The organism is Thermoanaerobacterium aotearoense (genome assembly GCF_009905255.1).
Taxonomy (GTDB): domain Bacteria; phylum Bacillota; class Thermoanaerobacteria; order Thermoanaerobacterales; family Thermoanaerobacteraceae; genus Thermoanaerobacterium; species Thermoanaerobacterium aotearoense.
In genome coordinates this window covers 892,236-918,971 of the sequence record NZ_CP047602.1, presented here as the reverse complement: position 1 = coordinate 918,971, position 26,736 = coordinate 892,236, and the positions used below count along the sequence as shown (strand labels likewise).

The 26,736-nt window shown below is 36.6% G+C and carries 22 protein-coding genes and 2 riboswitches; of the genes, 5 read left to right on the top strand and 17 right to left on the bottom strand.

The annotated features are described in order from the left end of the window. Positions 1 to 23 precede the first annotated feature (23 nt). The 7 genes from GSH73_RS04595 to GSH73_RS04565 form a co-directional block, all read right to left on the bottom strand. Positions 24 to 707 (bottom strand): anaerobic ribonucleoside-triphosphate reductase activating protein, encoded by a 684-nt coding sequence (locus tag GSH73_RS04595; RefSeq protein WP_014759172.1) that lies wholly within the window; start codon positions 705 to 707, stop codon positions 24 to 26. Continuing rightward, positions 704 to 2,797 (bottom strand): ribonucleoside triphosphate reductase, encoded by a 2,094-nt coding sequence (locus GSH73_RS04590; RefSeq protein ID WP_432416198.1) that lies wholly within the window; start codon positions 2,795 to 2,797, stop codon positions 704 to 706. Before GSH73_RS04590 ends, GSH73_RS04595 begins: the two co-directional genes overlap by 4 nt. A 228-nt stretch (positions 2,798 to 3,025) precedes the next feature. Beyond that, complete coding sequence (locus GSH73_RS04585; protein ID WP_014759174.1) at positions 3,026 to 5,161, bottom strand: sodium-translocating pyrophosphatase; 2,136 nt, start codon at positions 5,159 to 5,161, stop codon at positions 3,026 to 3,028. Positions 5,162 to 5,371: 210 nt separating this feature from the next. Beyond that, positions 5,372 to 6,034 (bottom strand): potassium channel family protein, encoded by a 663-nt coding sequence (locus GSH73_RS04580; protein WP_014759175.1) that lies wholly within the window; start codon positions 6,032 to 6,034, stop codon positions 5,372 to 5,374. A 67-nt stretch (positions 6,035 to 6,101) separates the two neighbouring features. Continuing rightward, entirely contained in the window at positions 6,102 to 6,746 is a 645-nt protein-coding gene (locus tag GSH73_RS04575; RefSeq protein ID WP_014759176.1) for a potassium channel family protein, read from the bottom strand. A gap of 9 nt (positions 6,747 to 6,755) precedes the next feature. Next, positions 6,756 to 9,530: a cation-translocating P-type ATPase gene (locus GSH73_RS04570; protein WP_014759177.1), complete on the bottom strand. Its 2,775-nt coding sequence runs from the start codon at positions 9,528 to 9,530 to the stop codon at positions 6,756 to 6,758. Between the two features lie 327 nt (positions 9,531 to 9,857). Then, positions 9,858 to 10,559, bottom strand: a complete 702-nt coding sequence (locus tag GSH73_RS04565; protein WP_014759178.1) for a coenzyme F420-0:L-glutamate ligase — start codon at positions 10,557 to 10,559, stop codon at positions 9,858 to 9,860. 129 nt (positions 10,560 to 10,688) lie between these two features. Here GSH73_RS04565 and GSH73_RS04560 point away from each other — a divergent pair, with 129 nt between their 5' ends. From GSH73_RS04560 to gcvPB, 5 genes are all read left to right on the top strand, one after another. Then, positions 10,689 to 11,576, top strand: a complete 888-nt coding sequence (locus GSH73_RS04560; RefSeq protein WP_014759179.1) for an N-acetylmuramoyl-L-alanine amidase — start codon at positions 10,689 to 10,691, stop codon at positions 11,574 to 11,576. 52 nt (positions 11,577 to 11,628) lie between these two features. Continuing rightward, positions 11,629 to 11,729, top strand: a riboswitch (glycine riboswitch). A 3-nt stretch (positions 11,730 to 11,732) separates the two neighbouring features. After that, a riboswitch (glycine riboswitch) is annotated at positions 11,733 to 11,801 on the top strand. Positions 11,802 to 11,870: 69 nt separating this feature from the next. Then, positions 11,871 to 12,971 carry a glycine cleavage system aminomethyltransferase GcvT gene (gene gcvT / locus GSH73_RS04555; protein WP_014759180.1) on the top strand — a complete coding sequence of 367 codons (1,101 nt, stop codon included), beginning with the start codon at positions 11,871 to 11,873 and terminating at the stop codon, positions 12,969 to 12,971. Positions 12,972 to 12,982: 11 nt separating this feature from the next. Further along, a complete protein-coding gene (gene gcvH, locus GSH73_RS04550; RefSeq protein WP_014759181.1) occupies positions 12,983 to 13,357 on the top strand; it encodes a glycine cleavage system protein GcvH in 375 nt (124 codons plus the stop codon). A 28-nt stretch (positions 13,358 to 13,385) separates the two neighbouring features. Further along, on the top strand, positions 13,386 to 14,741 hold the full coding sequence (gene gcvPA, locus GSH73_RS04545) for an aminomethyl-transferring glycine dehydrogenase subunit GcvPA (RefSeq protein ID WP_014759182.1): 1,356 nt from the start codon (positions 13,386 to 13,388) through the stop codon (positions 14,739 to 14,741). Then, complete coding sequence (gene gcvPB / locus GSH73_RS04540; protein ID WP_014759183.1) at positions 14,728 to 16,179, top strand: aminomethyl-transferring glycine dehydrogenase subunit GcvPB; 1,452 nt, start codon at positions 14,728 to 14,730, stop codon at positions 16,177 to 16,179. Before gcvPA ends, gcvPB begins: the two co-directional genes overlap by 14 nt. A gap of 20 nt (positions 16,180 to 16,199) precedes the next feature. Here the strand turns inward: gcvPB and GSH73_RS04535 are convergent, their stop codons facing one another. The 10 genes from GSH73_RS04535 to GSH73_RS04490 form a co-directional block, all read right to left on the bottom strand. Next, positions 16,200 to 16,643 carry an OsmC family protein gene (locus GSH73_RS04535; RefSeq protein ID WP_014759184.1) on the bottom strand — a complete coding sequence of 148 codons (444 nt, stop codon included), beginning with the start codon at positions 16,641 to 16,643 and terminating at the stop codon, positions 16,200 to 16,202. 53 nt (positions 16,644 to 16,696) lie between these two features. Next, positions 16,697 to 18,361, bottom strand: coding sequence for a dihydrolipoyl dehydrogenase (lpdA, locus tag GSH73_RS04530; RefSeq protein ID WP_014759185.1), 1,665 nt, complete (start codon positions 18,359 to 18,361; stop codon positions 16,697 to 16,699). Between the two features lie 119 nt (positions 18,362 to 18,480). Beyond that, positions 18,481 to 19,461, bottom strand: coding sequence for a lipoate--protein ligase (gene lplA, locus GSH73_RS04525; RefSeq protein WP_014759186.1), 981 nt, complete (start codon positions 19,459 to 19,461; stop codon positions 18,481 to 18,483). 106 nt (positions 19,462 to 19,567) lie between these two features. Next, positions 19,568 to 20,794, bottom strand: a complete 1,227-nt coding sequence (locus GSH73_RS04520) for a S1C family serine protease (protein WP_014759187.1) — start codon at positions 20,792 to 20,794, stop codon at positions 19,568 to 19,570. A 177-nt stretch (positions 20,795 to 20,971) separates the two neighbouring features. Further along, positions 20,972 to 21,715 (bottom strand): ABC transporter permease, encoded by a 744-nt coding sequence (locus tag GSH73_RS04515; RefSeq protein ID WP_014759188.1) that lies wholly within the window; start codon positions 21,713 to 21,715, stop codon positions 20,972 to 20,974. Then, positions 21,712 to 22,440: an ABC transporter ATP-binding protein gene (locus GSH73_RS04510; protein WP_038070231.1), complete on the bottom strand. Its 729-nt coding sequence runs from the start codon at positions 22,438 to 22,440 to the stop codon at positions 21,712 to 21,714. Before GSH73_RS04510 ends, GSH73_RS04515 begins: the two co-directional genes overlap by 4 nt. Before the next feature lie 92 nt (positions 22,441 to 22,532). Then, on the bottom strand, positions 22,533 to 23,726 hold the full coding sequence (locus tag GSH73_RS04505; protein ID WP_014759190.1) for an MFS transporter: 1,194 nt from the start codon (positions 23,724 to 23,726) through the stop codon (positions 22,533 to 22,535). Positions 23,727 to 23,886: 160 nt separating this feature from the next. Next, positions 23,887 to 24,480, bottom strand: coding sequence for a DUF1847 domain-containing protein (locus GSH73_RS04500; protein ID WP_014759191.1), 594 nt, complete (start codon positions 24,478 to 24,480; stop codon positions 23,887 to 23,889). Between the two features lie 85 nt (positions 24,481 to 24,565). Continuing rightward, positions 24,566 to 25,915 carry a HAMP domain-containing sensor histidine kinase gene (locus GSH73_RS04495; protein ID WP_014759192.1) on the bottom strand — a complete coding sequence of 450 codons (1,350 nt, stop codon included), beginning with the start codon at positions 25,913 to 25,915 and terminating at the stop codon, positions 24,566 to 24,568. 1 nt (position 25,916) lies between these two features. Beyond that, the gene (locus tag GSH73_RS04490) at positions 25,917 to 26,585 is read right to left on the bottom strand and encodes a response regulator transcription factor (RefSeq protein ID WP_038070229.1); all 669 of its coding nucleotides are present in this window, start codon (positions 26,583 to 26,585) and stop codon (positions 25,917 to 25,919) included. Positions 26,586 to 26,736: the final 151 nt, after the last annotated feature.

Here is a 26,736-nt window from a genome sequence, read left to right as displayed (position 1 = left end):
AGAAAATCTCCTTTTAAACAATTCTATCTTATTAGTATTTCTTCGATTTTATCATTTATCATCTCTTTTATAATTAGCAAATATTTAATGTCGCATTGCTCTCCACCGCACAAATCCTTATTTAATATGCCTTCTGAGTATTTGTACCTTTGTAAAATATATCTTTTACATCCATAAATCATATTTGCTATAGATAAAAAATCATCTGCAGAAAGCAATTTTTCATTTACAGTCGTCCTGAATTCATAATCTATTCCAGAGTTTTTAATCAAATTGATGCTTTTTACAATCATCTCTATATCTTTATTGTTTTTTATAAATAAACCGTATTTATCTTTCGGCCCTTTTACATCCATAGCAATGTAATCTATCAAATCATCGTTTAAAAGTCTTTCTAAGACTTCAGGACGAGAACCATTAGTGTCAAGCTTAATGCTAAATCCCAAATCCTTTATATCCTTAATAAAGTTATATAAGCCATCCCACAGCGTAGGCTCACCACCTGTTATGCAGACACCATCTATTAGATTTCTCCTTTTGTTCAGATATTCCATGAATTCAGCTTCACTTCTAACAGGTTTTTTAAACTTAATAAGCTGGCTATTGTGGCAGTATGGGCAGGCAAAGTTACATCCACTTATAAATACTGTCGTGGCTATTTTGCCGGGATAATCCACCATAGATACAGGCATGTAATCATACATCATATTACGAATTCCTTCCTGTCAGAAAACTCCTCTCTTTTGCCTTCATTCCAGTTTTGAAGCGGCCTATAATATCCTACAACTCTGCTGTACACTTCGCATTCATTTCCACATTGTGGACAGTTAAGATGCTCTCCTGATATATAGCCGTGGTTGTCACATATTGAAAATGTCGGCGTTATTGTGTAATAAGGAAGCCTATAATTGTACGCTATCTTTTTCACCAATGCTTTGCACGTGTCAGGATCGCTTATGTTTTCACCTAAAAAGCCATGAAATACTGTTCCTCCTGTGTATTTAGTCTGAAGTTCGTCCTGCAAATCAAGAGCTGTAAATATATCATCTGTAAAATCGACAGGAAGCTGTGTAGAATTAGTGTAATACGGCACATCTCCCCCTGCAGTGATGATGTCTTTGTATAACTCTTTGTCTTTTTTCGCCAGTCTGTACGACGCACCTTCAGCAGGCGATGCTTCAAGGTTGTAAAGGTAATTTGATTCTATCTGATAGTCTTCCAATCTATTTCTCATGAAGTCCAAAACTTCTAATGCGAAATTCCTGCCTTTTTCGCTTGTGATGTCACATCCCATGAAATTCAAAAGTGCCTCGTTCATCCCTATTAAGCCGATGGTATTAAAGTGATTCTGCCAGTATGAGCCAAATCTCATCTTTATATCTCTTAGGTAAAACTTTGAATAAGGATAAAGGCCCATTTCAGTCATGTTTTCCAGTACTTTTCTCTTTATCTCAAGGCTCTTTCTTGCCACATCCATTTGCTTACCTAATCTCTCAAAAAATTCTTCTTTTGAATTTGATAAATACCCAATCCTTGGCATGTTAATCGTCACAACGCCTATAGAGCCTGTAAGTGGATTTGCTCCGAAAAGACCACCACCACGCTTTCTAAGCTCTCTATTATCAAGCCTTAAGCGACAACACATGGATCTCGCATCTTCTGGGTTTAGATCGCTATTTACAAAGTTGCTAAAATACGGAAGGCCGTATTTTGCAGTCATCTCCATTATTTTGTCTATAACAGGGCTTTCCCAATCAAAATCCTTCGTTATATTGTAAGTCGGTATTGGAAATGTGAATATCCTTCCATTTGCATCCCCTTCCATCATTACCTCAGCAAATGCCATATTAAGCATATCCATTTCCTTCTGAAATTCTTTATACGATCTATTCATGGCTTTGCCGCCTATTATGACAGGTTCATCAGCCAATATAGCCGGTACAACTAAATCCATCGTTATATTTGTAAATGGCGTTTGAAACCCTACTCTCGTAGGTACATTTATGTTAAAAATAAATTCCTGTAGCGATTGTTTCACTTCTTTATATGAAAGTTTATCGTAATAAATGAAAGGCGCCAAATAAGTATCAAAATTAGAAAATGCCTGAGCGCCTGCAGCTTCGCCTTGCAATGTATAGAAGAAGTTCACTATCTGTCCTAAAGCAGATCTAAAATGCTTTGGAGGTCTGCTTTGCACTTTTCCCTCTACGCCGGTAAACCCAGATACAAGGAGATCTTTCAAATCCCATCCGCAGCAGTACACAGATAATAGGCTTAAGTCGTGTATGTGCAAATCACCATTTACATGAGCATCTCTTACTTCTTTTGGGTATATCTTATTTAGCCAGTAATTGGCCGTAATTGTGCTTGCTATATGATTATTCAAGCCTTGGAGAGAGTAGCTCATGTTGCTGTTTTCATTTACTCTCCAGTCAAGTTTCCCTATGTACTCGTCCACCATTTTTTCAATGTCCATAAACATATTCTTAAATTCTCTTATGTCTTGGTGTTGTTTTCTGTACAATATGTACGCTTTTGCAGCTTTTGCAAATCCATGCTTTATCAAAAATTGCTCTACAATGTCCTGAATCTCCTCTACACTTGCGCGCCCTTCAAAATTTTTCCCTATGTACTCCATAACTTCGTCAGCTATCTTTGAAGCATCACTGTACTTCCCTTCGCCGACAGCTTCAAATGCCTTGTTGACAGCATTTGCGATTTTCTCTTTGTCAAATCCTTCTTCTTTACCATTTCTCTTGACTACTTTCATTTCCTTATCCAATTTCAAAACCTCCATTAATTTATCATCTGTAAAAATGATTCATCAAAAACCCCGATTAAAAGTTAATCAAATAAGCAAACATATCTGAAATTTTCTAATATTGGCTCTATATATTGTGTTTAATTATATTGATGTATCAATATATAGTATATCATCGATGCATCCTTCAGTCAATAAAAATTTTAAGAGCTTAATGCAATTAAAAAAGGTGGAGCATTAAACTCCACCTTAGTATAGATTTTTTTATCTAAACAAAGATGCAAACACAAGTGTTATGGTGCTTATGAGCTTTATCAAAACGTGCAATGACGGACCTGCAGTATCTTTAAACGGGTCACCTACTGTATCGCCTACAACACCTGCTTTATGCGCATCGGATTTCTTTCCGCCGTAGTTTCCTAATTCGATGAACTTCTTAGCATTGTCCCATGCACCGCCACCATTGTTTAAGAACAAAGCCATTATTACACCGGATATTGTGCCAACCATCAAAAATGCTGCTGCAGATTCTTTTCCCAGCAAGATTCCTACTAAGATAGGCGCTACTACGACAATAAGGCCTGGAATTACCATCTCTTTTAATGCGCCTTTTGTGACTATGTCGACTGTCTTAGCGTAGTCAGGCTTTGATGTACCTTCCATGATGCCAGGATTTTCTTTAAACTGCCTTCTAACTTCCAGTATTACGTACTGTGCAGCTTTTCCTACTGCTCTTATGGCAGTAGAGCTAAAAAGGTATACTATCATGGCGCCAATAAATGCACCAATAAACACCTCAGGTTTACCGATATCTACAGCAAACCAAGAGTCGATTGGCTTCCCTAATATCTTCTTAACTTCATCAAGATATGCAGAGAAAAGGAGGAATGTAGCCAACGCTGCAGATCCTACTGCATAGCCTTTTGTCAATGCCTTTGTCGTATTTCCGCAAGCATCAAGCCTATCTGTGACAACCCTCACAGATTCGGGTGCTTCAGACATCTCAGTGATTCCGCCTGCATTGTCAGTAATAGGTCCAAAAGTATCCATAGCTAAAATATATGCCGTCGTTGATAGCATTCCCATAGTAGCTATTGCAGTACCATAGAAACCCGCTGTAGCTATATTTGGAAGTGCCAATTCACCAAGCCTGTATGCTATGATTATTGCTGCAGATATGAACAAGACTGGAAGTGCTGGTGACTCCATGCCTACGGAGATACCAGTTATTATGTTTGTCGCTGCACCTGTTGTTGAAGCCTTTGCGATCTCCTGAACAGGTCTTGTGCTCATAGATGTGTAGTAGTTTGTCAAAAATACAAATACGTAGCTTAGCAATATGCCTGCGACTGCTGCACCATATAGAAGCAAATAATTTACGCTATCGCCATTTGATAAATGACCTGAAAGCATAACCTTCACAGCGAAGAAAAGTACAATTATGTTTATTATCGTTGTTACAAAATATCCTTTATTTAAAGCAATCATAGGATCTTTTGATTCGTCTTTCGTGTTTACGAATACAATACCGATGATTGAAGCGATAATACCAATAGCACGTGCTACAAGTGGGAACAATATGCCTTTTAATCCAAAGACAGGATACAAGCCTACACCCAAAATCATAGCACCTATATTTTCAGCGGCTGTTGATTCAAACAGGTCGGCTCCCCTTCCAGCACAGTCTCCAACGTTATCGCCAACCAAATCAGCGATTACTGCAGGATTTCTTGGATCATCCTCTGGAATGCCTGCTTCTACCTTGCCGACAAGGTCAGCACCTACGTCAGCAGCTTTTGTGTATATACCACCGCCTAACTGTGCAAAAAGCGCAACGAAGGAAGCGCCAAAGCCAAAACCTACTATCAATGATGGAGCATTTTTAACTAATTCCTGTTGTCCAGACGCTCCACCGTATGCAAAAAACAAAGTCGCCACGCCAAAAAGTGACAATGCTGTAACCGCAAGGCCTGTAACAGCCCCACCTCTTAAAGCGATCTGTAAAGCCTTGTTAAGACCTTTTCTGGCACCACTGGCTGCCCTCACATTTGAATTGACCGCCATGTACATGCCTATGTAGCCAGATATAGCAGAGCACAAAGCCCCAGATATAAATGCCAATCCAACATGCCATGCATAGCTTATGGCAGAACCAACACCTTCTGACTGGTGTCCATAATAATTGGCAATTATTATTATGACAGCAACTATCAGTGCAAGGACTGTTATCGTTTTATACTGCCTGTTTAGAAAAGCCATTGCACCTTCCTTTATGGAGTCTGAGATCTGCTGCATCTTCTCGTCACCTTTGTCTTGACTGAAAATAAACCTAATAAAACCAATGATGGCAAGAGCTGCAATAATGACAACTCCATAGATGATAAGTAGATAGGAATTCAATTAGACCATCTCCTTTAAATTTATTAATATGTTTATTAAAGTATTATTTCTACACTGGATAAAAAATTCCTTCATGTTTTTAAAAATATTTTATATTTTTTATTGACCAGTCAGTATCAATCGCGAAGTGGTTATAACCTCAAAATATTTTTTGTATAAAAAAAGGCTTTTGCACTATGACATATTCAGTCAATCGTGCAGAAGCCTTTTTTATTCTGCATCAAAAATATTCTTTAATGTTTCTTTGCTTTCATCACTTACGACGCTTAAGACCTCATCCCCCGGTAAGATGTAAGTGCTGCCATCTGGAAGCAAAACCTTGTTGTTTCTTATTACCGACATGATGACGCAGTTTTTCGGCAGCATCAAGTCTTTGATCATCTTATTGGCGGCATTGGAGCCTCTTTCAATGATGCTCCTTACGATAGAAATTTTTCCTTCTGAGAGATTTATTATTGTCGTAATTCCACTTATTTCAGCTTCTTCTTCTATCAATCTTGCGATTATCCGGGCACTGCTTACAGCCGCATCCACCCCCATATCTTTAGTAAAAAGCCAGTCATTTTTTGGATTGTTTATCCTGGATACTACTCTCGATACCCCAAACTCGTATTTTGCCAGTTGACAAATTATAAGATTATCCTCATCATGTCCTGTGGCAGCGACGACAATATCCGTTCCTATTATTCCAGCTTTTTTTAAAACATCCGAGTTGCAACCATCTCCAACCACTACTTCACAATTTAATTCCTTCCTTAACTTATCCATCTTTGACTCATCTTTTTCAACAACTACGACTTTTTCTTGCCTTTCCTTCATCAGTTGAGCAAGATACAAGCCTAACCGACCAGCACCGACAATCATTATTGACATGATTATAACCTGCGACTTGGAAACACATTTATTGTTTCCGTCAGGTTTTTCACCTCCTTACCAATATTTACATAAACATCTGTTTCATCTTTGTCTTTCCAAAAGCCGTAACAGCTATAAATATCTTGTCTCCTTTTTTTACAACAGTGCTTTGTGTTGGAATCATAGCGATGCCATCCCTCACTATGCTGACTACATTCACTTCTGATGGGATTACTAAATCTTTTACGTATCTTCCATCCAGATAAGCCGAAGCTTCCGTCTCTACTATCTCCACTTCACCGCTGCCAAAAGAGGAAACCCTAAAAAGATCTGGATGGCAAATCAGATCCTTCATTTTATTTGCGCCCCACAATGTAGGAGATACAGTATTGATGCCCATTTTTCTGTATATCTCCGCTCTTATAGGGTCATATATCCTTGCCACAATAGTAGGAACATTGAACTTCTTTTTTGCAATCAAAGCCGTAACGATATTGGTGTTATCACCGTTTGTAGTTGATGCAACGGCATCTGCATGCTCAATGCCTGCTTTTATTAAAGTAGCCTTGTCAAAAGCGACTCCTTCAATGAACTTTCCTTTAAAAGAAGGCTTTAATCTTTTAAAGGCATTTGCGTCTTTGTCTATGACTACGACACTATAGCCATCTGAATCTAACATCTGTGCCAACTCAGCTCCAAGCCGGCCGCATCCAGCAACAATTATATTCATAAATCAGGCTCAAATAGAGCCTTTCACCTCCTTTTGGTTTGATGCGATTTTCCTCCGCAATAAATATTTCCTTATCTCTTCAGCGCCTATGAGTATTGGCATAAAAGCCACATAAAACAGCCAATTCTTAAATGGTACCGGATACGTGTCAAATATCTTCTGTAAAAACGGAACGTATATAAGCAGCGCAGTTAAAACCAGCTCAAAAACTACACCGATGTTTAGCAATCTATTTTTGAAGAAACTTACACTGAACATTGAAGCAACCTCTGTGCGACATGCAAATACGTTTGCTACCTGCATAATGACTATCCCCAAAAAGCTCATTGTAGCAGCCTTTCTTGCCAATGGATCAGACAGAGGAAGCGTCATTCCCCAATGCCATCCACCGCTATACAAAACCCAGAAATATCCAGATAAAACAGCTATTGAGCTTATTATGCCCAATAACACGTAGCCTCTTAAAAATAGCGATAGATTTAGAAGCTTTTCTTTTGGCGATCTTGGTGGCCTATCCATGACGCCGGGTTCAGGCGGCTCCACGCCAAGAGCAAGAGCCGGCAACGTTTCAGTACCTAAATCTATAGCCAATATCTGCATTACCGTTATCGGCACAGGAATATTAAACAGTGAAAACAAGATATAAGGTATTGCCTCTGGCGTCAAGTGTGCAAAGATGTACGTTATAAACTTCCGCACATTGTCGTAGACTGCCCTGCCTTCTTCGATGGCATTTACGATGCTGGCAAAATTATCATCTGTCAGAACCATCGTAGCCACTTCCCTTGCTACATCCGTTCCTGATTTGCCCATTGCAATGCCTATATCGGCTTTCTTCAGTGCAGGCGAATCATTGACGCCATCACCCGTAACAGCCACCACTTCACCCATATCTTTCAATGCAGCCACGACTTTCATCTTGTGCTCAGGTGCAACTCTTGCAAATATTATCTCATTATTTTTCAGTTCTTTTTTCAGATCCTCGTCAGACATCTTGTCCAATTCATTGCCTGTTATTACCCTTGGTCTTGGCCCTTTTACTATGCCTATTCTTCTTGCGATCGATTCAGCCGTCAGTCCATAGTCACCTGTTATCATGATGATCTTTATACCTGCTTTGTGTGCATGTTTGACAGCCAATTCGACTTCAGGCCTTGGCGGATCCATCATTGCCACTAAGCCTACAAAAATCAAGTCGTTTTCCACATTTTCAATGCTATAATCTTTAATCTCATTATCTATTTTCTTGTATGCCATTGCAAGCACTCTAAGACCTGATTCAGCAAATTTGTCATTTTGCCTAACTATCTCGTCTATATCCGACTGCTCCAATTTTTTGATGCCGTCATCGCTTAAAATGTAATTGCATACTGAAATGGTTTCTTTTGGTGCACCCTTAGTAAACGCGTAAATTTCTTTTCCATACTTATGTATGGAAGTCATCCTTTTTCGCCTTGAGTCAAACGGCAGTTGAGATATTCTCGGGTACTCTCTCAACATTTCTTCTAATATAAATCCTGCCTTCTCCGCCAGTACCACCAATGAACCTTCTGTAGGATCGCCTATTATGCCCCAAGACGGATTTTCATTCGTAGGCCTGACTAACCGGCTGTTGTTACAAAGTAAACCTATTTTTAATAACAATGAAAGTTCATTAGGCAGGTTTTTGACATCTACCTTTTCGTCGCCAACGTAAAAATCACCTTTTGGTTCATATCCAACACCACTTACATTGTAGTATGCCACTTTAGTCCAGATTTCCCTTACAGTCATCTCATTTTGCGTCAGTGTCCCTGTCTTGTCTGTGCAAATGACCGTTGCACCGCCTAATGTCTCAACGCTGGAAAGCTTCTTCACTAAAGCATGTCTTTTCGCCATTCGCTGTACGCCCATTGCAAGGGCTAATGTAACAGTAGGCAATAATCCCTCAGGCACATTTGCTGTAATTATACCTATTGCAAACATAAATGTGTCAACTAATGACCTTCCCATCAAAAGGCCTAAAAGGAAGAAGAATACTCCCATAACAAGAGACAAATACGCTATGACTTTTGCAACTCTCGTAAGCTGCTTTTGCAGTGGGCTTTGCTCTACGCTTATTGTTTGTGTCAATGAAGCTATCTTGCCAAATTGGGTATCCATACCTGTAGCGTAGACAACTGCCGTTCCAGAACCAGATGCGACATTTGTACCCATAAAGACAAGATTTGGCGCTTGTATAAGCGATACATCATCGTCTAAGACAACATCAGACGTTCTTCTGACAGGTTCTGACTCTCCTGTCAACGCAGCATTAATAGTCCTCATCTCAAAAGCTTCGATAAGTCTTGCATCAGCAGGCACATGGTCGCCTTCTTCAAGGTATATAATATCTCCTGGTACTAATTCACGAGCTAATATTTGTTCTTGTTGTCCATCCCTTATGACTTTCACATACGATGGCAGCATCTTCTTAAGGCTTTCTGTAGCTTGTTCTGCCTTAAACTCCTGCCAGAAGCTAAACAAAGCATTTACGATTATTACAAGTATTATCGCCCACCCAAGCTGTGGCATTCCACCTATAAATGAAAGTATGCTGGCTATCCAGAGGAGTATCGCCAATAAATGCGTAAAATTTGCTATAAACCTTGAAAACATGGATGTCTTTTTGACTTCTTTTATTTCATTATAGCCATACTTTTCCAATCTTTTGCTGGCTTCTTCTTTTGAAATGCCCTTTATGGATGTGTTTAGCTCTTTAAACAATTGGTCTTCTGTAATTCTAAATATATCATCAATTTTCAAAGCACCAAACCTGTATTAAACAGGTTTCACACCTCCCTCTATAATAATATTCTATAGTAAACACTTTGGCGAAGTGAAAATACTTCATAAAGGCATAATAATCACCTCATACATTTTTCTCCAGTATAGCATTATTCTGCTGCATAGTTAAACTTCAATTTAGCCTTATTATCCCCAATTAAAGCTATACAATCTTCTTCTTATGAAGCTTATAGCTTATTTTGTCTTGCAATCTTCATTTATCGCATAAAATCACACTTTTGCAAAATAAAAAAACCATAGCAAAATCATGCAACGCAAAATTCGCTACAGTAATTCTATATCATATTATTGATTCTGCAAAATCTCATGAAATTCTTTTTCACATCTTAAATCATCAGAGATTTCTGCAGTTTGCTCTTTATACGATTTAATGACGACAATAGGCGTCTGCTGTTCTGAATTTCCTGACGGATTGTCTAAAAAGAGCCTCTCAACGTATGATTTTGAAACACCTTTAGACGCACCGATGCAATCAGCACAGTGCAAATCATTTGCATCGATTATAACAGTATCGATGCCTGTTTTCTCTTTTATCATATCGCATACCAAGTCAGGTTCAGCAGGACCTAATACTATGTACTTGTGATAAGGTGCCATGGTTCCTGCCACGTCATCTATAAGCGCAACTTTTCGCCCTGCTATCTTGAAAAAAAGTCCTCTTTTCTTAAATATTTTGCCTATTGCACTTATAAGCGCAGCCACAAAAATCCTAAGCCAACCAACTTCATTTATGGCACATTGCATAGCTTGTGGTGAAGTAAGGCTCCCATTTCTCCCTGTAAATCTGCATAAAATCTTAGCCAAAAGTCCCACTTTTATCTCATCAGGCCTATACGCCCTTCCCTGCGTAATAGCCACAACACTTTCCGCAATGGCTATTAAATCTCCATCTTCTGCAATGTCTTTTGTGTATCTTGATATAACATCCACTATGTCGTCATCTTTTGTTATCACGTGGGTTCTTATAGGAATTTTTCCGTATGGCAATTAATATAACCCCCAATAAAACTTATTTCCATTTTCTTGATGTTGTGATATATTAAGGTTGTACATAAATAATTATATCACAAATGTATCAAATTTATGTCAACAATATAAGAGAAGGAGGTCTTTTATTTGAAAAGCGTACTGACAAACATTAGACTTGATGCAAAAGCCACAAATGATTGCATAAAGGAAAATAAAAGTTTGATAGGTTTTGACTTTTACACAGATATTCCACAATACAGCGTAGAAAAATCAGATGTCGATTATATAATTGTATTCAAAGATGCTTCAATGAATATGCCAGATGGCACATATACCGTCGATGATGGCATTATCGATAGAGTAGTGCTTAAATCCTATGAAAAAAATGTAGAAGCGACAGTCAAACTGTATATGGAATCAGATAGCCACATTAAAATATCAAATGGAATACCAGCTAAGATGGATTTCTACGTTGACAGAACACCGCTTAAAAACATCTTATTAGATAGAAAAATTGCACTAAATCCTGTGTATAAAAAAACTACTAAAAGCCCTACGAACCTTTTGCCTCAAGTGCCAATGAACGACATTGCAAAGAAGACAAGCGAATTGTTGAATTTGCTGAATGCAAAGCCATTTATAATAGGAAGCAATTACATCGACTCATTTGCTATAAATGATGATGTAAAATACGATATTGCAATAAGTTTTGCAACCGAAGTGTCTTTAAAAGACGAAAGTGGATTTAAGATATACTACGACGAGCAAAATGACAAGGCCAAAATGTTGGCTGAAATCCTCAATAAAACTGTAGAGCGAAAATCTCCATTGAACAATTTAGGAATACATGCAAAAAAATACGGCGATGAATTTTTTGAAACACCTATTGTGACAGTAGTACCTGCCATAGAAAACAGCAGATTGGACGATGCACATTTAAGAGACATAGACTACAGAAGTAAAATTGCATTGGCAGTATTTAACGGAATATTGGAGTATTTTAAATCTAATTCTTTTTCTTTTATATTGAATTAATAAATTTGCTGCACTATAATTATAGTAGCATTATGAATTTAATAAGATCCAAATGAGGATAGCGAGAGACACCTTTTAAGGTGGCCGAAGGAGCAATATGAAGTGGGTCACGGCTTCATAAAATCTCTCAGGCAAATTAATCGCTATTTGATGGGACTCTGGAAAGCCGTATGGCACCGATGGGGCAATACCTTTTGGTAGAAACTCTCAGGTCATGATACAGAGGAATATGATGACACTTGTCTTCATATTCCTTTTTTGCTTTCAATTTTAATTTAGAAAGGGATGAACTGATTGGACAGCTTAAAAAGAACTCCTCTTTACGACATCCATAAAAAATACGGCGCAAAGATGATAGATTTTGCAGGATTTGAAATGCCTGTACAGTACGAAAGCATACTTAAAGAACATGAAGCAGTCAGAAAAAATGCAGGACTTTTCGATGTATCCCACATGGGAGAAATAATTGTAGAAGGTCGTGATTCAGAAAAGTTCATAAACTACATGGTCACAAATGACATCACAAAAATTAGTGCAAATCAAGCAATGTATTCCCCTATGTGCTATCCTAATGGCACAACAGTAGACGATTTATTAGTGTACAAATTTTCTTGCGAAAAATATATGCTGGTAGTAAATGCCAGCAATATAGATAAGGATTACAAATGGCTATGGAAAAATAAAAATGGCTTTGATGTAGAAATAAAAGATGAATCAGGAGAAATCTCAGAGCTTGCTTTGCAAGGGCCAAAATCTCAGGAAATACTTGAGAAGATTACAAATTACGATTTAGACAGTTTAAAATACTACCATTTTGATTACATGGACTTAGATGGGATAAATTGCCTTATTTCAAGATCTGGCTACACTGGCGAAGATGGCTTCGAAATATTTTTGAAAAACGAATATGTAGCAAAGATGTGGGAAAAAATCTTATCTGTCGGAGAAGTTCTCGGCATAAAGCCTGCCGGCTTAGGTGCCAGAGATACATTGAGATTTGAAGCAGGACTTCCACTGTACGGCAATGAGCTCTCCGACGACATAACGCCATTAGAAGCTGGGTTAAGCTCATTTGTTAAGCTTGATAAATCATTCATAGGAAAAGAAGCTCTTTTAAATCAAAAAGAAGGCGGACTTAAGAGGAAAATAGTCGGATTTGAAATAGCAGATACTGCCATACCTCGCCACGGTTATGATGTCTATGCAGAAGGCGAAAAGATTGGATATGTGACAACAGGATATTTAGCACCGACGCTAAAGAAAAACATAGGAATGGCGTTAATAAAAAGTCAATTTACCACCATTGGCAATGAAATAAATATAATAATACGCAATAAGCCATATAAGGCTTTTGTGACAAGCAAAAATTTTTACAAGAAAAATTACAAAAAATAGGAGGTTGTTTTATGAAAATTTTAGAAGGTCTTTACTATTCAAAAAATCACGAATGGGTAAAAGTTGAAGGTGACAAGGCATACGTTGGAATAACCGATTTTGCTCAACATTCATTAGGCGACATAGTCTACGCAGAGCTTCCTGAAATCGGTACAGTGTTAAGCGCAGGTGATACATTAGGCACTGTTGAATCAGTAAAAGCAGCATCTGATGTATACTGCCCTATAAGCGGTAAAGTTGTAGAGGTAAATCAATCCGTCGCAGATGATCCATCACTTTTAAACAGCGATCCATACGAAAACTGGATGATTTGCGTCGAAATGAATGACAAAGGTGAATTAGACCAGCTTATGTCACCGGAAGAATACAGAGATTTTTGCAATTGATTAAATTTTTCTAAAAGGAGTGGGTATCGTGCACAAATACATCCCAGCTTCCAAAGTCCAACAAAGCGAAATGCTTAAATCTGTGAATGCAAAATCAATCGATGATTTATTTGTGGACATTCCAGAAGATGTAAGGTTAAAGCGGAAGCTTAATGTGGCAGGTCCTTTGTCAGAGGCAGAGCTTATTAAAAGCATCAAAGAATTGGCTAAAGATATTAAGACAACAGATGATCTTATTTGTTTCTTAGGTGCAGGCGTATACGATCATTTTATACCATCTGTTGTAAAACACATCGTGTCAAAGCCTGAATTTTACACAGCTTATACGCCTTACCAGCCTGAAATAAGCCAAGGCACATTGCAAGCCATATACGAATATCAGACGATGATATGTAACTTGACTGGTATGGATGTTTCAAACGCATCTATGTACGATGGTGCTACAGCTTTAAGTGAAGCTGCAAAAATGGCTTTTAGCATTACAAACAGAAAAAAAGTGCTTGTATCGTCATCGGTTAATCCTGAGGCAAAAAAGGTACTTCGTACATACATGAGATTTAGCGATATAGAAATTGTTGAGATAGATGATAAAGAAGGCACGATTGATGTAGAGCTTTTAAAATCTTCTATTGACAGCAATACTGCAGCATTCATAGTACAAAACCCAAACTTTTTCGGCATAATAGAAGACCTCGATGATGTAGAAAAACTTGTGCATAAAAATGGTTCACTTCTCATCATGTACGTCGAGCCTATATCATTGTCTATATTAAAAACACCTGGTGAAATAGGTGCTGATATAGTAGTTGGTGATGGTCAACCACTTGGAAATAACCTTAACTTCGGCGGTCCTCACCTGGGATTCTTTGCAACTACACAAAAATTAATGAGAAAATTGCCAGGCAGGATCATAGGTGAGACAAACGATGTGGATGGCAAAAGAGGATTTGTATTGACGCTGCAAGCAAGAGAACAGCATATAAGGAGAGAAAAAGCCACATCAAATATTTGCACAAATCATTCACTAAATGCATTGACTGCCGCCGTATACATGGCAGCACTTGGTAAACATGGCATCAAAGAAGTCGCTTTGCAGTGCTACAAAAAGTCCCACTATGCATATAATGAGCTATTAAAAACTGGAAAGTTTAAACCACTGTTTGAAAAGCCATTTTTCATGGAGTTTGCGATTGAATGTGAAAACAACGTGGATGACCTAAATGAAGTTCTTTTGTCAAATGGCATAATAGGCGGTTACAATCTTGAAAAAGAGTATAAAAAGTACAAAAATTCAATGCTTATCTGCGTCACTGAAAAAAGGACTAAAGGAGAAATCGATAAGCTTGTAGATGTCATGGGAGGTGCAATTGATGAGCTACGATAAACTCATATTTGAAGTATCAAAACCAGGTCATACAGCTTACAGCCTTCCACCATTGGACGTAGACGACTTTGAATTAGAAGAATCCATCCCAGACGAACTTTTAAGGCATACAGAGTTAAGCTTTCCTGAAGTCAGCGAGGTAGAGCTTGTAAGGCATTATACAAATTTATCATATAAAAACTACAGCGTCGACAAGGGATTTTATCCATTAGGATCTTGTACCATGAAGTACAACCCAAAAGTAAATGAAGATATTGCAAATTTCGAAGCATTCACTGACATACATCCACTGCAAAGCGAAAGCACTGTACAAGGCGCTTTAAAACTCATGTACAATTTGCAAGAAATGCTTAAGGAAATAACAGGCATGGATGGGATGACACTTCAGCCTGCCGCAGGAGCTCACGGCGAGCTTACTGGAATGATGATAATTAAATCATACTTTGAAAACATTGGTGAATACAAAAGAAAAAAAATCTTAGTACCTGATTCTGCCCACGGCACAAATCCAGCTAGCGCTGCAACAGCCGGTTTTGAAGTTGTAGAGGTAAAATCCGGAAGTGATGGCCTTATAGACATAGATTCATTGAAAGCGATGCTTAATGATGATGTAGCAGGGCTGATGCTTACAAATCCAAATACTCTCGGCCTTTTTGAAAAAAACATCATAGAAATAGCTAAATTAGTTCATGATGCCGGCGGACTTCTGTACTACGACGGAGCAAACATGAATGCCAATATGGGCATAACAAGGCCAGGCGACATGGGATTTGACGTCGTCCACATAAATCTCCATAAGACTTTTGCTACACCACACGGTGGAGGTGGGCCTGGAAGCGGACCAGTGGGAGTTAAAGGCAATCTTGTAGATTTTCTACCTGTACCTGTAGTTGAGAAAAATAATGATACGTATTACCTTAATTACGATTTGCCTCATACAATAGGCAAAGTGAGGAGTTTTTACGGAAATTTCAACGTACTTGTCAAAGCTTACGCATATATATTGACTATGGGTTCTGAAGGACTTAAGTTCGCCAGTGAAATCGCTGTTTTAAATGCAAATTATCTTAAAGAAAAGCTTAAAGGCTACTATGATCTCCCATACGATACGATATGCAAACACGAATTTGTCTTAAGTGGCCTTAAGAATAAAGAAACTGGCATAACGACACTTGATGTAGCAAAAAGATTGATAGATTATGGATTCCATCCTCCTACTATCTACTTCCCTCTCATAGTTGACAGCGCACTGATGATAGAACCGACTGAGACTGAAAGCAAAGAGACTTTAGATGAATTCATAGATGCGATGAAATCAATCGCTAAAGAAGCAGAAGAAAATCCAGAAATATTAAAAACTGCACCGCATAATACGCCTGTAAGAAGGCTTGACGAAGTAAAAGCAGCAAGAAATCCAATAGTAAAAGCCAGTGTCTAATGACACCGGCTTTTTTCATATCATTCTACAACAACGTCTGACAAAACTAATTTCACAGGATTTGCTATAGAATCCCCCACTGGACACGTTCTTTCAATAAACTTTGCAAACTCCTCTGCTTTTTCTTTTGGAGCATCCGTCTTCATATGCATCTTAAATCTTATTTCTAAAAACCCTGGCCTTACGTCGGATTTTCCCATGAAGCCATCCAAATCAATATCGCCCTCTAATTCTACCCAAAAATCTTGAAGATTAATGCCATTTGCTTTTGCAAAAACTGACGCTACAATGGTTTGGCAAGAACCTAAAGCGCAAAGCAATGCCTCTACAGGATTCATCCCTTTATTCGTGCCGCCTAATTCTTTTGGTTCGTCTAAAACCATCTTAAAGCCTCTTACTTCGCTTTCAACTGCCAAACCTTCCGGCAACTTTTTAGAAACCGCCTTAAAAGTTTCCACTGCCATTTTAATTACCTCCTTATTTATTTCAAAGCTTTTATATAAGCTTTGATCGCTATTTACACTTTATGTATAGATTCTTTAAAAATGTCTTTTACTGCCTCCATAATTGTCTCGCTTCTGGTAGGATGAGTGTATATGGCTTTCTTAAGATCATCCGCTTTTGCACCGCTTTGACAAGATGTGGATAATATCTGCACTATTTCAGATGCATCGCTTCCAACAACCCACGCTCCCAAAACATCTCCATCTTCGGAAGATATGATCTTGGCAAAACCCTTTGTTTCGCCGTACGTCTTTGCTCTGCCATTTGCCGCAAAGTAAAATTTGCCAACTTTTACATTTTTAAATTTGCTTTTAGCCTCTTCCTCTGTATAGCCGAAATAACCTATCTCCGGCTCTGTAAATACAGCAGCAGGTATTTTCATATAGTCGATAGCAACATTGCATCCGAAAATATTGTCAACTGCTGCTTCTCCTTGCGCTGATGCCACATGTGCCAACATCATCTTGTTTGTAACATCACCTACCGCATAGACATTGTCAATATTCGTCCTTAAGTATTCGTCGACTTTTATAGCTTTTCCATCGAATTCTAATAACTCTGAAATTGGTCCTACATCTGTATTTAGTTTTCTGCCAATGGAAATAAACACTTTGTCAGCATATATACATTTTGTCCCGCCATCTTTTGCTATCGTTACAATGCTTCCACCGTTTTCTTCTTCTAAAATCTTTTCGACCTTAGAAGATGTGTAAATCTTTATGCCTCGCTTCTGTGCTTCAGACTTTATCAAATTGCTTACCTCTTTGTCCAGTTGAGGAAGAAGTCTTGGCATCATCTCAACGATAGAAACTTTCACGCCAAACTGATTCATTATAAAGGCAAACTCCATGCCAATTACACCGCCGCCTATTATGCACAAGCTTTCAGGCAGTGATTGGATCTCCAAAATGTCGTCACTATTTATGACATTTTTTGATTTTACACCTTCAATGGGTAATTCTTGAGGCTTAGAACCAGTAGCTATTATTATATTTTTCGCCTTTATCTTATTTTCTCCAAACAATATGTTTTTATCTTTGTCTATTTTCGCTTCTACGGAATACAAATCAACACCATTGGCTTTAAGCAATGCATTTATCCCTGATACAAGCTCGTTTACTATATTATCTTTTCTTTCAACTACTTTTTTATAATCAAAAGATTTTACATCTACACTAAGGCCAAATTCATCTGCCTTTTTTATGATGTCATAAACTTCTGCAACTCTTGCGTAAGCTTTTGTGGGTATGCAGCCTCTATTAAGACACGTACCACCTACTCTGTCTTTTTCGAAAAGTGCCACTTTCGCACCTTTTTTTGCAGCTTTTATGGCTGCCACATAACCTCCAGGGCCACCACCTATGACTGCCAAATCGTAATCTTTTACTTCATTGTAAAATGTATCTATACTGTCTGAAACTGACTTTTGAGGATTTCCTTCGGATTTTGAAATGATGGAAATAACATCACCAGATTTTACGGTACTGCCCGCTTCACATATGATTTTGGAAATAATTCCATCATATTCAGAATAAACTTCATAGTTTACTTTGCCAACTGCTATGTCACATAAAAGCATGCCTTTCTTTACTTCTTGGCCTTCTTTGACATGCCACTTTGTCAGCTTCCCTTCACTTATAGAGTCAGATAATACAGGTACCTTTACTTCAAAATTCATAAGGTACACCTCCACTTTGTTGCTAACTACAGCTTCGATAAGTTAATTATTTAACAACATCTCTAACCATATTTTAGCACTTTTTAAAAAGTTAATCAACATTTTGAACATAATTTTGATTAAAACATGACCTCAAGCAAATTCTCTAACGTTATGTTTGAAAAATATTCTCCAATGTCTATTGATGATAGCACATCTTTCACATCATTCTCAGAATGCTTTACACCTTTTAGCATCTCCTCTACATCTTTTACATCCTTTTTCCCAAAAAAATCTCCGTATATCTTTATGTCTTTTATTATTCCATCAGACACGTTCAAATCCACTTCTACTGTGCCACCTGAGAATTTCTTTTCATTTTTTAAATTGTAATCTGGAGACATGCCAAAATTCCATTCCCAAGTGCTGTATTTTTCATTTTTAAGTTTTTCTATATTTCTTATATCTTCGTCTGTAAATTCATAAAGCCCACTTCCACCTGTAGTTAACCTTATATCATCCATTATAAGGTTAATAAATTCTTCTATATCTATAGGCTTTTCCAAATGTTCGTTTATATTCGTCACTCTTTTAGATACAGATTTCACACCTTTGTCTTCAAATTTTATAGGCCGCACCTTTAATGCTGCTGATAAGTCTGCCATATTTGACGACACCAGCAGTGTTCCATGATGAAGTATCCTATTTTTATAATAGTACTGCGCATTACCTGAAATTTTCTTGCCATCGATTGTTATATCATTTCTGCCAGAAAATTCAGCATTTAAAGATAGCTTTCGCAGTACATCAATAATAGGCTGTGTAAATCTTCTAAAATCATTAAATCCATTCAAATCATCGTTTACAATAAAGGTAAAATTAACATTGCCTAAATCGTGAAACACTGCTCCACCTCCAGACAGCCTTCTCACAACCGGTATATTGTACTCTTTAACATAATCAAGGTTAATCTCCGCCAAAGCATTCTGATTTTTTCCTATTATTATGCTTGGCCTATTTCTCCAAAGCATAAAACATTCATCGCTAAATTGCTTTAGCACATATTCTTCTGCTGCTAAATTGAAATAAGGATCTGTGATTTTGTTGTAGATATAAATCATAGTGCACACCCTTTCTCAAAATAAGCTAACTTTATAAATTAAGTATAACACAAATGTATAAACTACGAAAAAATAAAAAAGTGGCATGAAAGCCACCTGAAACTTATCATTGCCCATTCGAGCCTGAAAGTTTTACATTAACTGTAAGTGTTTGACCATTTCTCCAAACTGTTACGCTTATTACATCTCCTATTTTATGATTGTTTAAAATATTTTCAAGTTGATTAAATGTTGTTACGTTAGTCCCATCTACAGCAGTTATTATATCACCTGCTTGAAGACCTGCAGCATCAGCACCACTTCCTTGCTGCACTTGTGCAATATAAAGTCCTACTGGTATATTGTATTGATTTGCTTGCTGCTGTGTTATCTGCTGCACGCTTACACCTATAACAGGTCTTTCCACATATCCCTTTCGAATAAGCTCTTCAATTATAGGTTTTGCCTCGTTTATAGGTATCGCAAAGCCCATTCCTTCAAGCGGCACACTTTGGCTTTGAAATAGCCCAAAAGGATCTCCAGAACTTGAACCACCAGTTGATGTAAGCTTTATGCTTGTTATTCCTATCACTTCGCCGACGCTATTTACAAGAGGTCCTCCACTGTTTCCTGGATTTATTGCGGCATCTGTCTGTATTAGATTTACTGGGCCATAATCACTTTGCAAATTTCGATTTAAACCGCTTATGATACCTGCTGTTGCAGTTCCAGCAAAGCTATCACCCAATGGATTTCCTATAGCTACTGCTAATTCTCCTACTTCAAGCTTTGATGAATCTCCTAATTTTGCAGGTGTCAAATTTGTGGCATTTATCTTTAAAACCGCAAGATCAGTCCTTGAATCCTTTCCTACCAATTGTGCAGGAAATTTCCTTCCGTCAGACAAGTTTACGGTTATCTTTGATGCACCTTCCACAACATGATCATTTGTGACAATGTGGCCTTCCGAATCTATGATTATTCCAGAGCCGCTTCCTTCCTCAACGTAAGAATTGCCACCGTATCCATAAGCCCCATAACCACTAATATATGTATCTATTCCGACAACCGATGGGCTTACGGCCTTCACAATGTTTGTAATCAAGTTAAAATTGTTGTTATCAGATGAAAGCGGCAAATACCTATTCACAACCTGAGTATTGCCTGTATCAGCGTATTTGACAATTCCCGCTCCTAAGGCACCACCAGCCAATGCAGCAACAAGTGCCACAGCGACAAATGACATAAACATTTTTCTTCTATATCTTTTAACCATCTTGCCTAAACTTTTCTTATCATTTTTTGGATTAACGTCAGGAAGCCTGTAATTTTCAAAACCATTGTTGAATTCCATTATACCAACCTCCTCATACTTTATTCTTTCCACGATTATATTATAAATAACATTTTTTAAGAATTTGTGAATACTTTGTAAATATTTTTTTACGTTTTAAAAAATTAAGCTATCCTTATATCATGGATAACTTAATTTTACGTCCTATGAATATGTTGAAAGTTAAATATAGATTTTTTAAATCAGTTGATGGTTCTTTGTAAAAAATTGAGTATATGATAGAAGTGCAACTGTAAAACACGCTATTGCTGTAGTAGATGTCATCATAAATGTAACCATCATTTGGTATTTCACTGCATTTACAGGATCAACACCTCCAAGTATAAGCCCCGTCATCATACCTGGTAACTGCACAATTCCAAGTGTTTTCATGCTGTCTATCGTAGGCATCATTCCTGTTTTAATAGCTATTTTCAATATTTTTTGTGATGCTTGTCTTGAATTAGCCCCCAAAGCAAGGTATGTTTCAATTTCATGTCTTCTACTTTTTACCTCATCTTTAAGCCTTGACACTGTCAATCCTGATGAAACCATTGCATTTCCTATTATCATCCCAGATACAGGAATCACTTCCTGCGGCCTAAAATGGATACTGCCAAATAATATGAGTGCTGTGAGTGTTATAGCAGCACCAAATGCAATAGATATGGTTATAAAATAAAACACATGCGGAATTCCACTTCCTCTTTTTGCAGCATTATTTCCTGCCACAATAATCATTAAAATAACCATTGCAAGTGTAAACAATATACTATTTGCTCTAAAAATATAATGAAGAATATATCCAACAATCGCCAGTTGTACAATTGCTCTTATAGAGCCGATAATAATTTCTTTTTCAACGCCAAGTTTTTGATAATACGAAATAAAAATTGATATTAACACGAGACTTGATGACATTACAAGCGACAAAACGTTCATTCAATTCCCTCCTTTGTCAATTTTCCATTAATAAAAAGCCTTGTTAAATCATTTTTAGGATTTGAGAAAAAAGCCTTCGTATTTCCATATTCAATCAGTCTGCCATTATTAATGAAAATGGTAAAATCTCCAACACGCTTCGCTTGTTCCATATTATGTGTAATCCATATAATTGTAAGATTTAATTTGTTTTTTAACTCCATGACAAGATCCTCAATCACTTGTGTAGATGCTGGATCAAGGGCTGACGTTGGCTCATCCAATAGTAATACTGTAGGTTCATTTGCAAGTGACCTTGCTATTGAAATTCTCTGTGCTTCACCGCCAGATAAGTCATCAACTTTTCTTGAACTATAACTTTTGTCTAGTCCAACCATACTTAAATAGTAGTCAAGATCAGTATCTTTTTGCCCTCTTATCATAGATCCATATTTTATATTGTCTTCAACAGTTCCTTCAAAAAGATATGGCTGCTGAAAAACCATTCCTATCCTGCGCCTAAGCTTAATTATGTCATAATCCTTTATGTTTTTATCGTCTATCAATATTTTCCCTTCAGTTGGGTCAATAAGTCTATTTATTAATTTTATAAAAGTAGATTTACCAGCACCAGATGGCCCTATTATTGTATATATATAGCCTAAAGAAATTTCCATTGATATATCTTTCAGTATTACATCATCATGATCCTTAAAACCTACATCAATAAACTTTATCTTTTTCATTTCGCACAAATGCATCCTCCTCGCATAATTATTATTAAATACAATAAATTTGTCTCACATACCATAACGTAAATTTCGAAAAATGCTATTTCTTATATGCCTGATTCTTTATCTTCATGAAATCGACTTACACTTAGTATAATGGCAATCAAAGCTGCAGATCCAAGTCCAAGAGTTCCAGCAAACCAAAATGGTGCATAAGGACTTATGCGAACCCACATAGCTCCGGCTATAATAGATGCCAACAATAACCCTATACCTTGAACCATACCGTAGATACCTAATACTGTACCTTTATACTTATCAGGAGAAGCTTCTGCTACGAATGCCCGTTCAGCACCGCTTATAAACGCTGTATAAGCTCCATAAAGCATAAATAAAAGGAAAATCATGATTTTTGAATCAAACACTGCAAACCCCAAATAAACAAGTCCATAAATGGCATAACCAGAAACCAAAATCAATCTCCTGCCAAACTTATCTGACAACTTTCCAGAGGGAATGGCAAGTAATGACGTAGAAACATTAAATGCGAGATAAAGAAGCATGACGTATGGTAAAGAAAAACCCAAGTTCTGTGCTTTTAAAAGCAAAAAAGTATTTGATGAATTCCCAAGGTTGAAAATGAATATAACAGCCAAATAGAGCTTTAACTTTAAGCTTAAATTTAAATTTTTGAACGTAAATTTTTCACTTTTTGGTTTCTTAACTTTATCCTCTTTTATAAAAGGAATAATTAAAATCCCAAGAATAGCTGGTATAATAGACAGCATAAATGCAACTCTGTACTTAAACCCAATAGCTACAACAACAAAAGCAATAAAAGCTCCTACAGATGATCCAGCCATATCAAGCATTTTGTGCAGTCCATAAGATCCGCCAAGCTTATCCTTTTCACTGGACTGCGCAATAAGAGCGTCTCGCGGTGCAGTGCGGATGCCTTTTCCTGTGCGATCTATGATTCGCGCTATCAAGACACCTATCCACGATCCTGCTAAAAGGAGAAGTATTTTATAAATAGCTGAAGCTGAATATCCAATAAAGGTCAGCACTTTCTTATTTTTATATTTATCACCTATGTAACCGCTAAAAACTTTTAAAATCGATGCTATGCTTTCAGCAATACCCTCAATAATTCCTACAATTGCTGGTGAAGCCCCAAATGTTGCAGTCAGGAAAAGTGGTACTATCGGATACACCATTTCTGTACTCATATCAATAAGTAAACTTACCATGCCAATCAACACAATATTTGATACAACAATTTTCTTTTTTGAATTTGTCATGTTCAATTGACTCCTCCTAAAATCTTCTATGTTCTGCATGAAATGATAAAAATCACATTGAAAGTTGTTAATATAATTTTAAATTAACTTAAAGCAATTTTGCAAATATTTATAGTGAAAAATAAAAAAAGCTATCCTTATATCATGGATAGCTCCTCTCCTATTCTTCAAATGCCTTCACAGGACAATGACCGTACTTCCTGTCCTTAGCGACTAAGGTCGTCACATATGCTTTAGAATTTTTGTTAAATAATATATCGTGTCCAACACAAAGTCCAACAACCACATTCAGTTCTGTATTTTCTTTATTCATTATTTCAGCTTGTGTGATTGGATTGCATGTTGCAATGAATTTGTCCCTCTTTTTCTCTATTCCAATTTCTTTTACATCTACTGAACCTACCTTGCAACACACTGGTACAACTGTAATGTCGTATTTATCAAGCATCTTTACAAATTTCTTTGCTTCTTTTTCAAGTGAATAGCAAAAAGCAACGCCAACCTTCTTTATACCCATTTGCACAATTAAATTGATTATTTCATCTGCTCTGCTCCTTAATTCGCCATTTTCAGCCACAGGAAGTGTATTGGCTATTTTCATAATCTTATTCACATCATCATCGTTGTTATATTTTTCAATCGATTCATTAATAATATCTTTTTCCATAACTGTAGGACAATTCTTTGGGAAATTTTCATCACCTTTTGCGCATGGTTTGTTAGAACATACTGCACAAGAAAATATAGAATCCATAAAATCACTCCTTGTATACTGTATTCATTTAATATTATACCATATACCTATCCCATTGTATAGGGGGTTAGTATATGATTGAATTTCATGTATTTTCTTTCTCTAAAGTAAAATAAAATGAAGTTCCTTTATTCATCTCGCTTTCTATATGATATTTACTGCCATGCAAATCCAATATTTCTCTTACTATCGCAAGTCCCAACCCTGTACCTTTATTATCACCTTTGTAAAATTTTTTAAAAACATCTTGCAGCTTTTCTCTCTCTATTCCTTTACCCGTGTCTGATACAATGACTTTTGCATGATCATCTTCTAATATCGAAGAAATAGTAATTAAACCTGCTTCATCAATGCTTTTTATCGAATTGCTTAAGAGATTCATCAGAACTCTTCTAATTAGTTCAACATCTCCATTTACAATAACATCAAGATTCTCCGTGACAATATTTATATTTTTACCATGTAACAATGGTTCAAAGCTTAAAATTACATCATCAACTAAATTTTTTAAATTAAAAGACGTTATTTTTAATTTAACTAAACCTGATTGAAGCTTTGATAATGATAAAACATCGTCTATCATTTTTGACATTCGATCGACTTCATTTAATGCAGCATTTAAATATCTATTCCTTTTTTCTTTATCATCACCATAAAAATCTAATAACATTTCACAGTATCCTTTTATAAGTCCTAAAGGCGTCTTAAGGTCGTGTGTAATATTTGCTATTAAATCTTTTTTAAATTTCTCTGCTGTACTGAGGTTTTTTGCCATACTATTCATCGACATTGCAAGATCTTCTAATTCGTCATTTGTCTTTACATCTAATTTCACATCAAGGTTTCCCGACGCTATGTTTTGCGCCGCATATTTTAAATCATCAATTGGCTTTGTCAGCCTTTTTGACATGATAACTGACATAATGATTATTACAACAATGCATATTAGTAGCATCAAAAAAAATTCACTTTTAAATATCACGGTAGTATCAGTAATAGTCGATAAAGGAATAGTCAATACCAGTTTTGCATTTTGCTTGTTGTACGAAAATGATCTTATAACCGCCAGAGATTTTACACCGATTGACGGATGCGTAAATTCTATCACACTTAATCTTTCATTAGTGTTTAGGTAAGTTTTAGGCAATCCTATTCCGTAGCCTTGCCCGTTTCCATGTGTTCCAAAAACCAAGTCGCCTGTATCAGTCACTGCAATTACTTTTGCATTGGATTCTTCCATAAGCTCATTAGCAGTTTTATAATCGTTTGTAGCTAATGCATTAGCTATTTTTAAGCTGTAGCTTTTTAGCTGATTTATTTTATAATAAGTGTATATCTTACCTATAAAGACAACTTGAGACAAATAAAACAACAAAAAAATTATTCCCGTTATAATCAGATAAGTAATAAAAAGTTTTTTTCTTATGCCTCTCACTTTAATCACCACCTAATTTATATCCATAACCCCATACTGTTTTTATGATATCCCTTTTATCGCCAAGTTTTTCTCTCAACTGCTTTATATGTGTATCGACTGTCCTTAAATCACCAAAAAATTCATATCCCCAAACAACATTAAGGCATTTCTCACGGCTTAATGCTTTACCAATGTTTTGTGCAAGCAAATTTAAAAGATCAAATTCTTTTGGAGTAAGATCTATTTTCTTCCCATCGACTTTAACAACTCTTGAATCAGTGTCAATAGTAATACCTGAAAAAGATATTAGATTATCCGATTCAGTCCATTTAGATCTCGATAAAATAGCTTTTATCCTTGCCATGACTTCTCTAGGGCTAAATGGTTTGACTACATAATCATCAGCACCAAGTTCAAATCCTAAAAGCCTGTCGTATTCTTCGCTGCGGGCAGTTATCATCATTACAGGTATTTTAGATGATTCTCTTATTGTCCTTAAAACATTCCAACCGCTCATGTCTGGCAACATCACATCCAACAAAACTATATCAAATAGGTTATTTTTAAACATATTTATTCCTGTACTGCCATCTTCAGCAAATAAAGCATCAAAATTATTTTTCTCTAAGTAAGTTTTTAAAATATCCCTCATTCCTTCCTCGTCTTCAATGACCAATACCTTTGCCATCATAAAACACCTCCAACTTTAGTTTACATATCTTAAAAGCCTTTTACAATATTATTAAAAAACCTTCACAAAAACATCACAATTTCATTAAAGATGTATCAAATATAATGGGTAGAATAAAAGTGTAAGATAAATAAATAAATTTTGAAAG

What these genes read in the sequence shown, in the direction of transcription:
- GSH73_RS04595 (WP_014759172.1), bottom strand. Translation starts at nt 707, where the DNA reads ATGATGTATGATTACATGCCTGTATCTATGGTGGATTATCCCGGCAAA.
- GSH73_RS04590 (WP_432416198.1), bottom strand. Translation starts at nt 2,797, where the DNA reads ATGGAGGTTTTGAAATTGGATAAGGAAATGAAAGTAGTCAAGAGAAAT.
- GSH73_RS04580 (WP_014759175.1), bottom strand. Translation starts at nt 6,034, where the DNA reads ATGTCAATAATGATTGTCGGTGCTGGTCGGTTAGGCTTGTATCTTGCT.
- GSH73_RS04575 (WP_014759176.1), bottom strand. Translation starts at nt 6,746, where the DNA reads ATGAATATAATTGTTGCTGGATGCGGCCGGCTTGGAGCTGAGTTGGCA.
- gcvH (WP_014759181.1), top strand. Translation starts at nt 12,983, where the DNA reads ATGAAAATTTTAGAAGGTCTTTACTATTCAAAAAATCACGAATGGGTA.
- gcvPB (WP_014759183.1), top strand. Translation starts at nt 14,728, where the DNA reads ATGAGCTACGATAAACTCATATTTGAAGTATCAAAACCAGGTCATACA.
- GSH73_RS04535 (WP_014759184.1), bottom strand. Translation starts at nt 16,643, where the DNA reads ATGGCAGTGGAAACTTTTAAGGCGGTTTCTAAAAAGTTGCCGGAAGGT.
- lpdA (WP_014759185.1), bottom strand. Translation starts at nt 18,361, where the DNA reads ATGAATTTTGAAGTAAAGGTACCTGTATTATCTGACTCTATAAGTGAA.
- lplA (WP_014759186.1), bottom strand. Translation starts at nt 19,461, where the DNA reads ATGATTTATATCTACAACAAAATCACAGATCCTTATTTCAATTTAGCA.
- GSH73_RS04520 (WP_014759187.1), bottom strand. Translation starts at nt 20,794, where the DNA reads ATGGAATTCAACAATGGTTTTGAAAATTACAGGCTTCCTGACGTTAAT.
- GSH73_RS04515 (WP_014759188.1), bottom strand. Translation starts at nt 21,715, where the DNA reads ATGAACGTTTTGTCGCTTGTAATGTCATCAAGTCTCGTGTTAATATCA.
- GSH73_RS04510 (WP_038070231.1), bottom strand. Translation starts at nt 22,440, where the DNA reads ATGAAAAAGATAAAGTTTATTGATGTAGGTTTTAAGGATCATGATGAT.
- GSH73_RS04505 (WP_014759190.1), bottom strand. Translation starts at nt 23,726, where the DNA reads ATGACAAATTCAAAAAAGAAAATTGTTGTATCAAATATTGTGTTGATT.
- GSH73_RS04500 (WP_014759191.1), bottom strand. Translation starts at nt 24,480, where the DNA reads ATGGATTCTATATTTTCTTGTGCAGTATGTTCTAACAAACCATGCGCA.
- GSH73_RS04490 (WP_038070229.1), bottom strand. Translation starts at nt 26,585, where the DNA reads ATGGCAAAGGTATTGGTCATTGAAGACGAGGAAGGAATGAGGGATATT.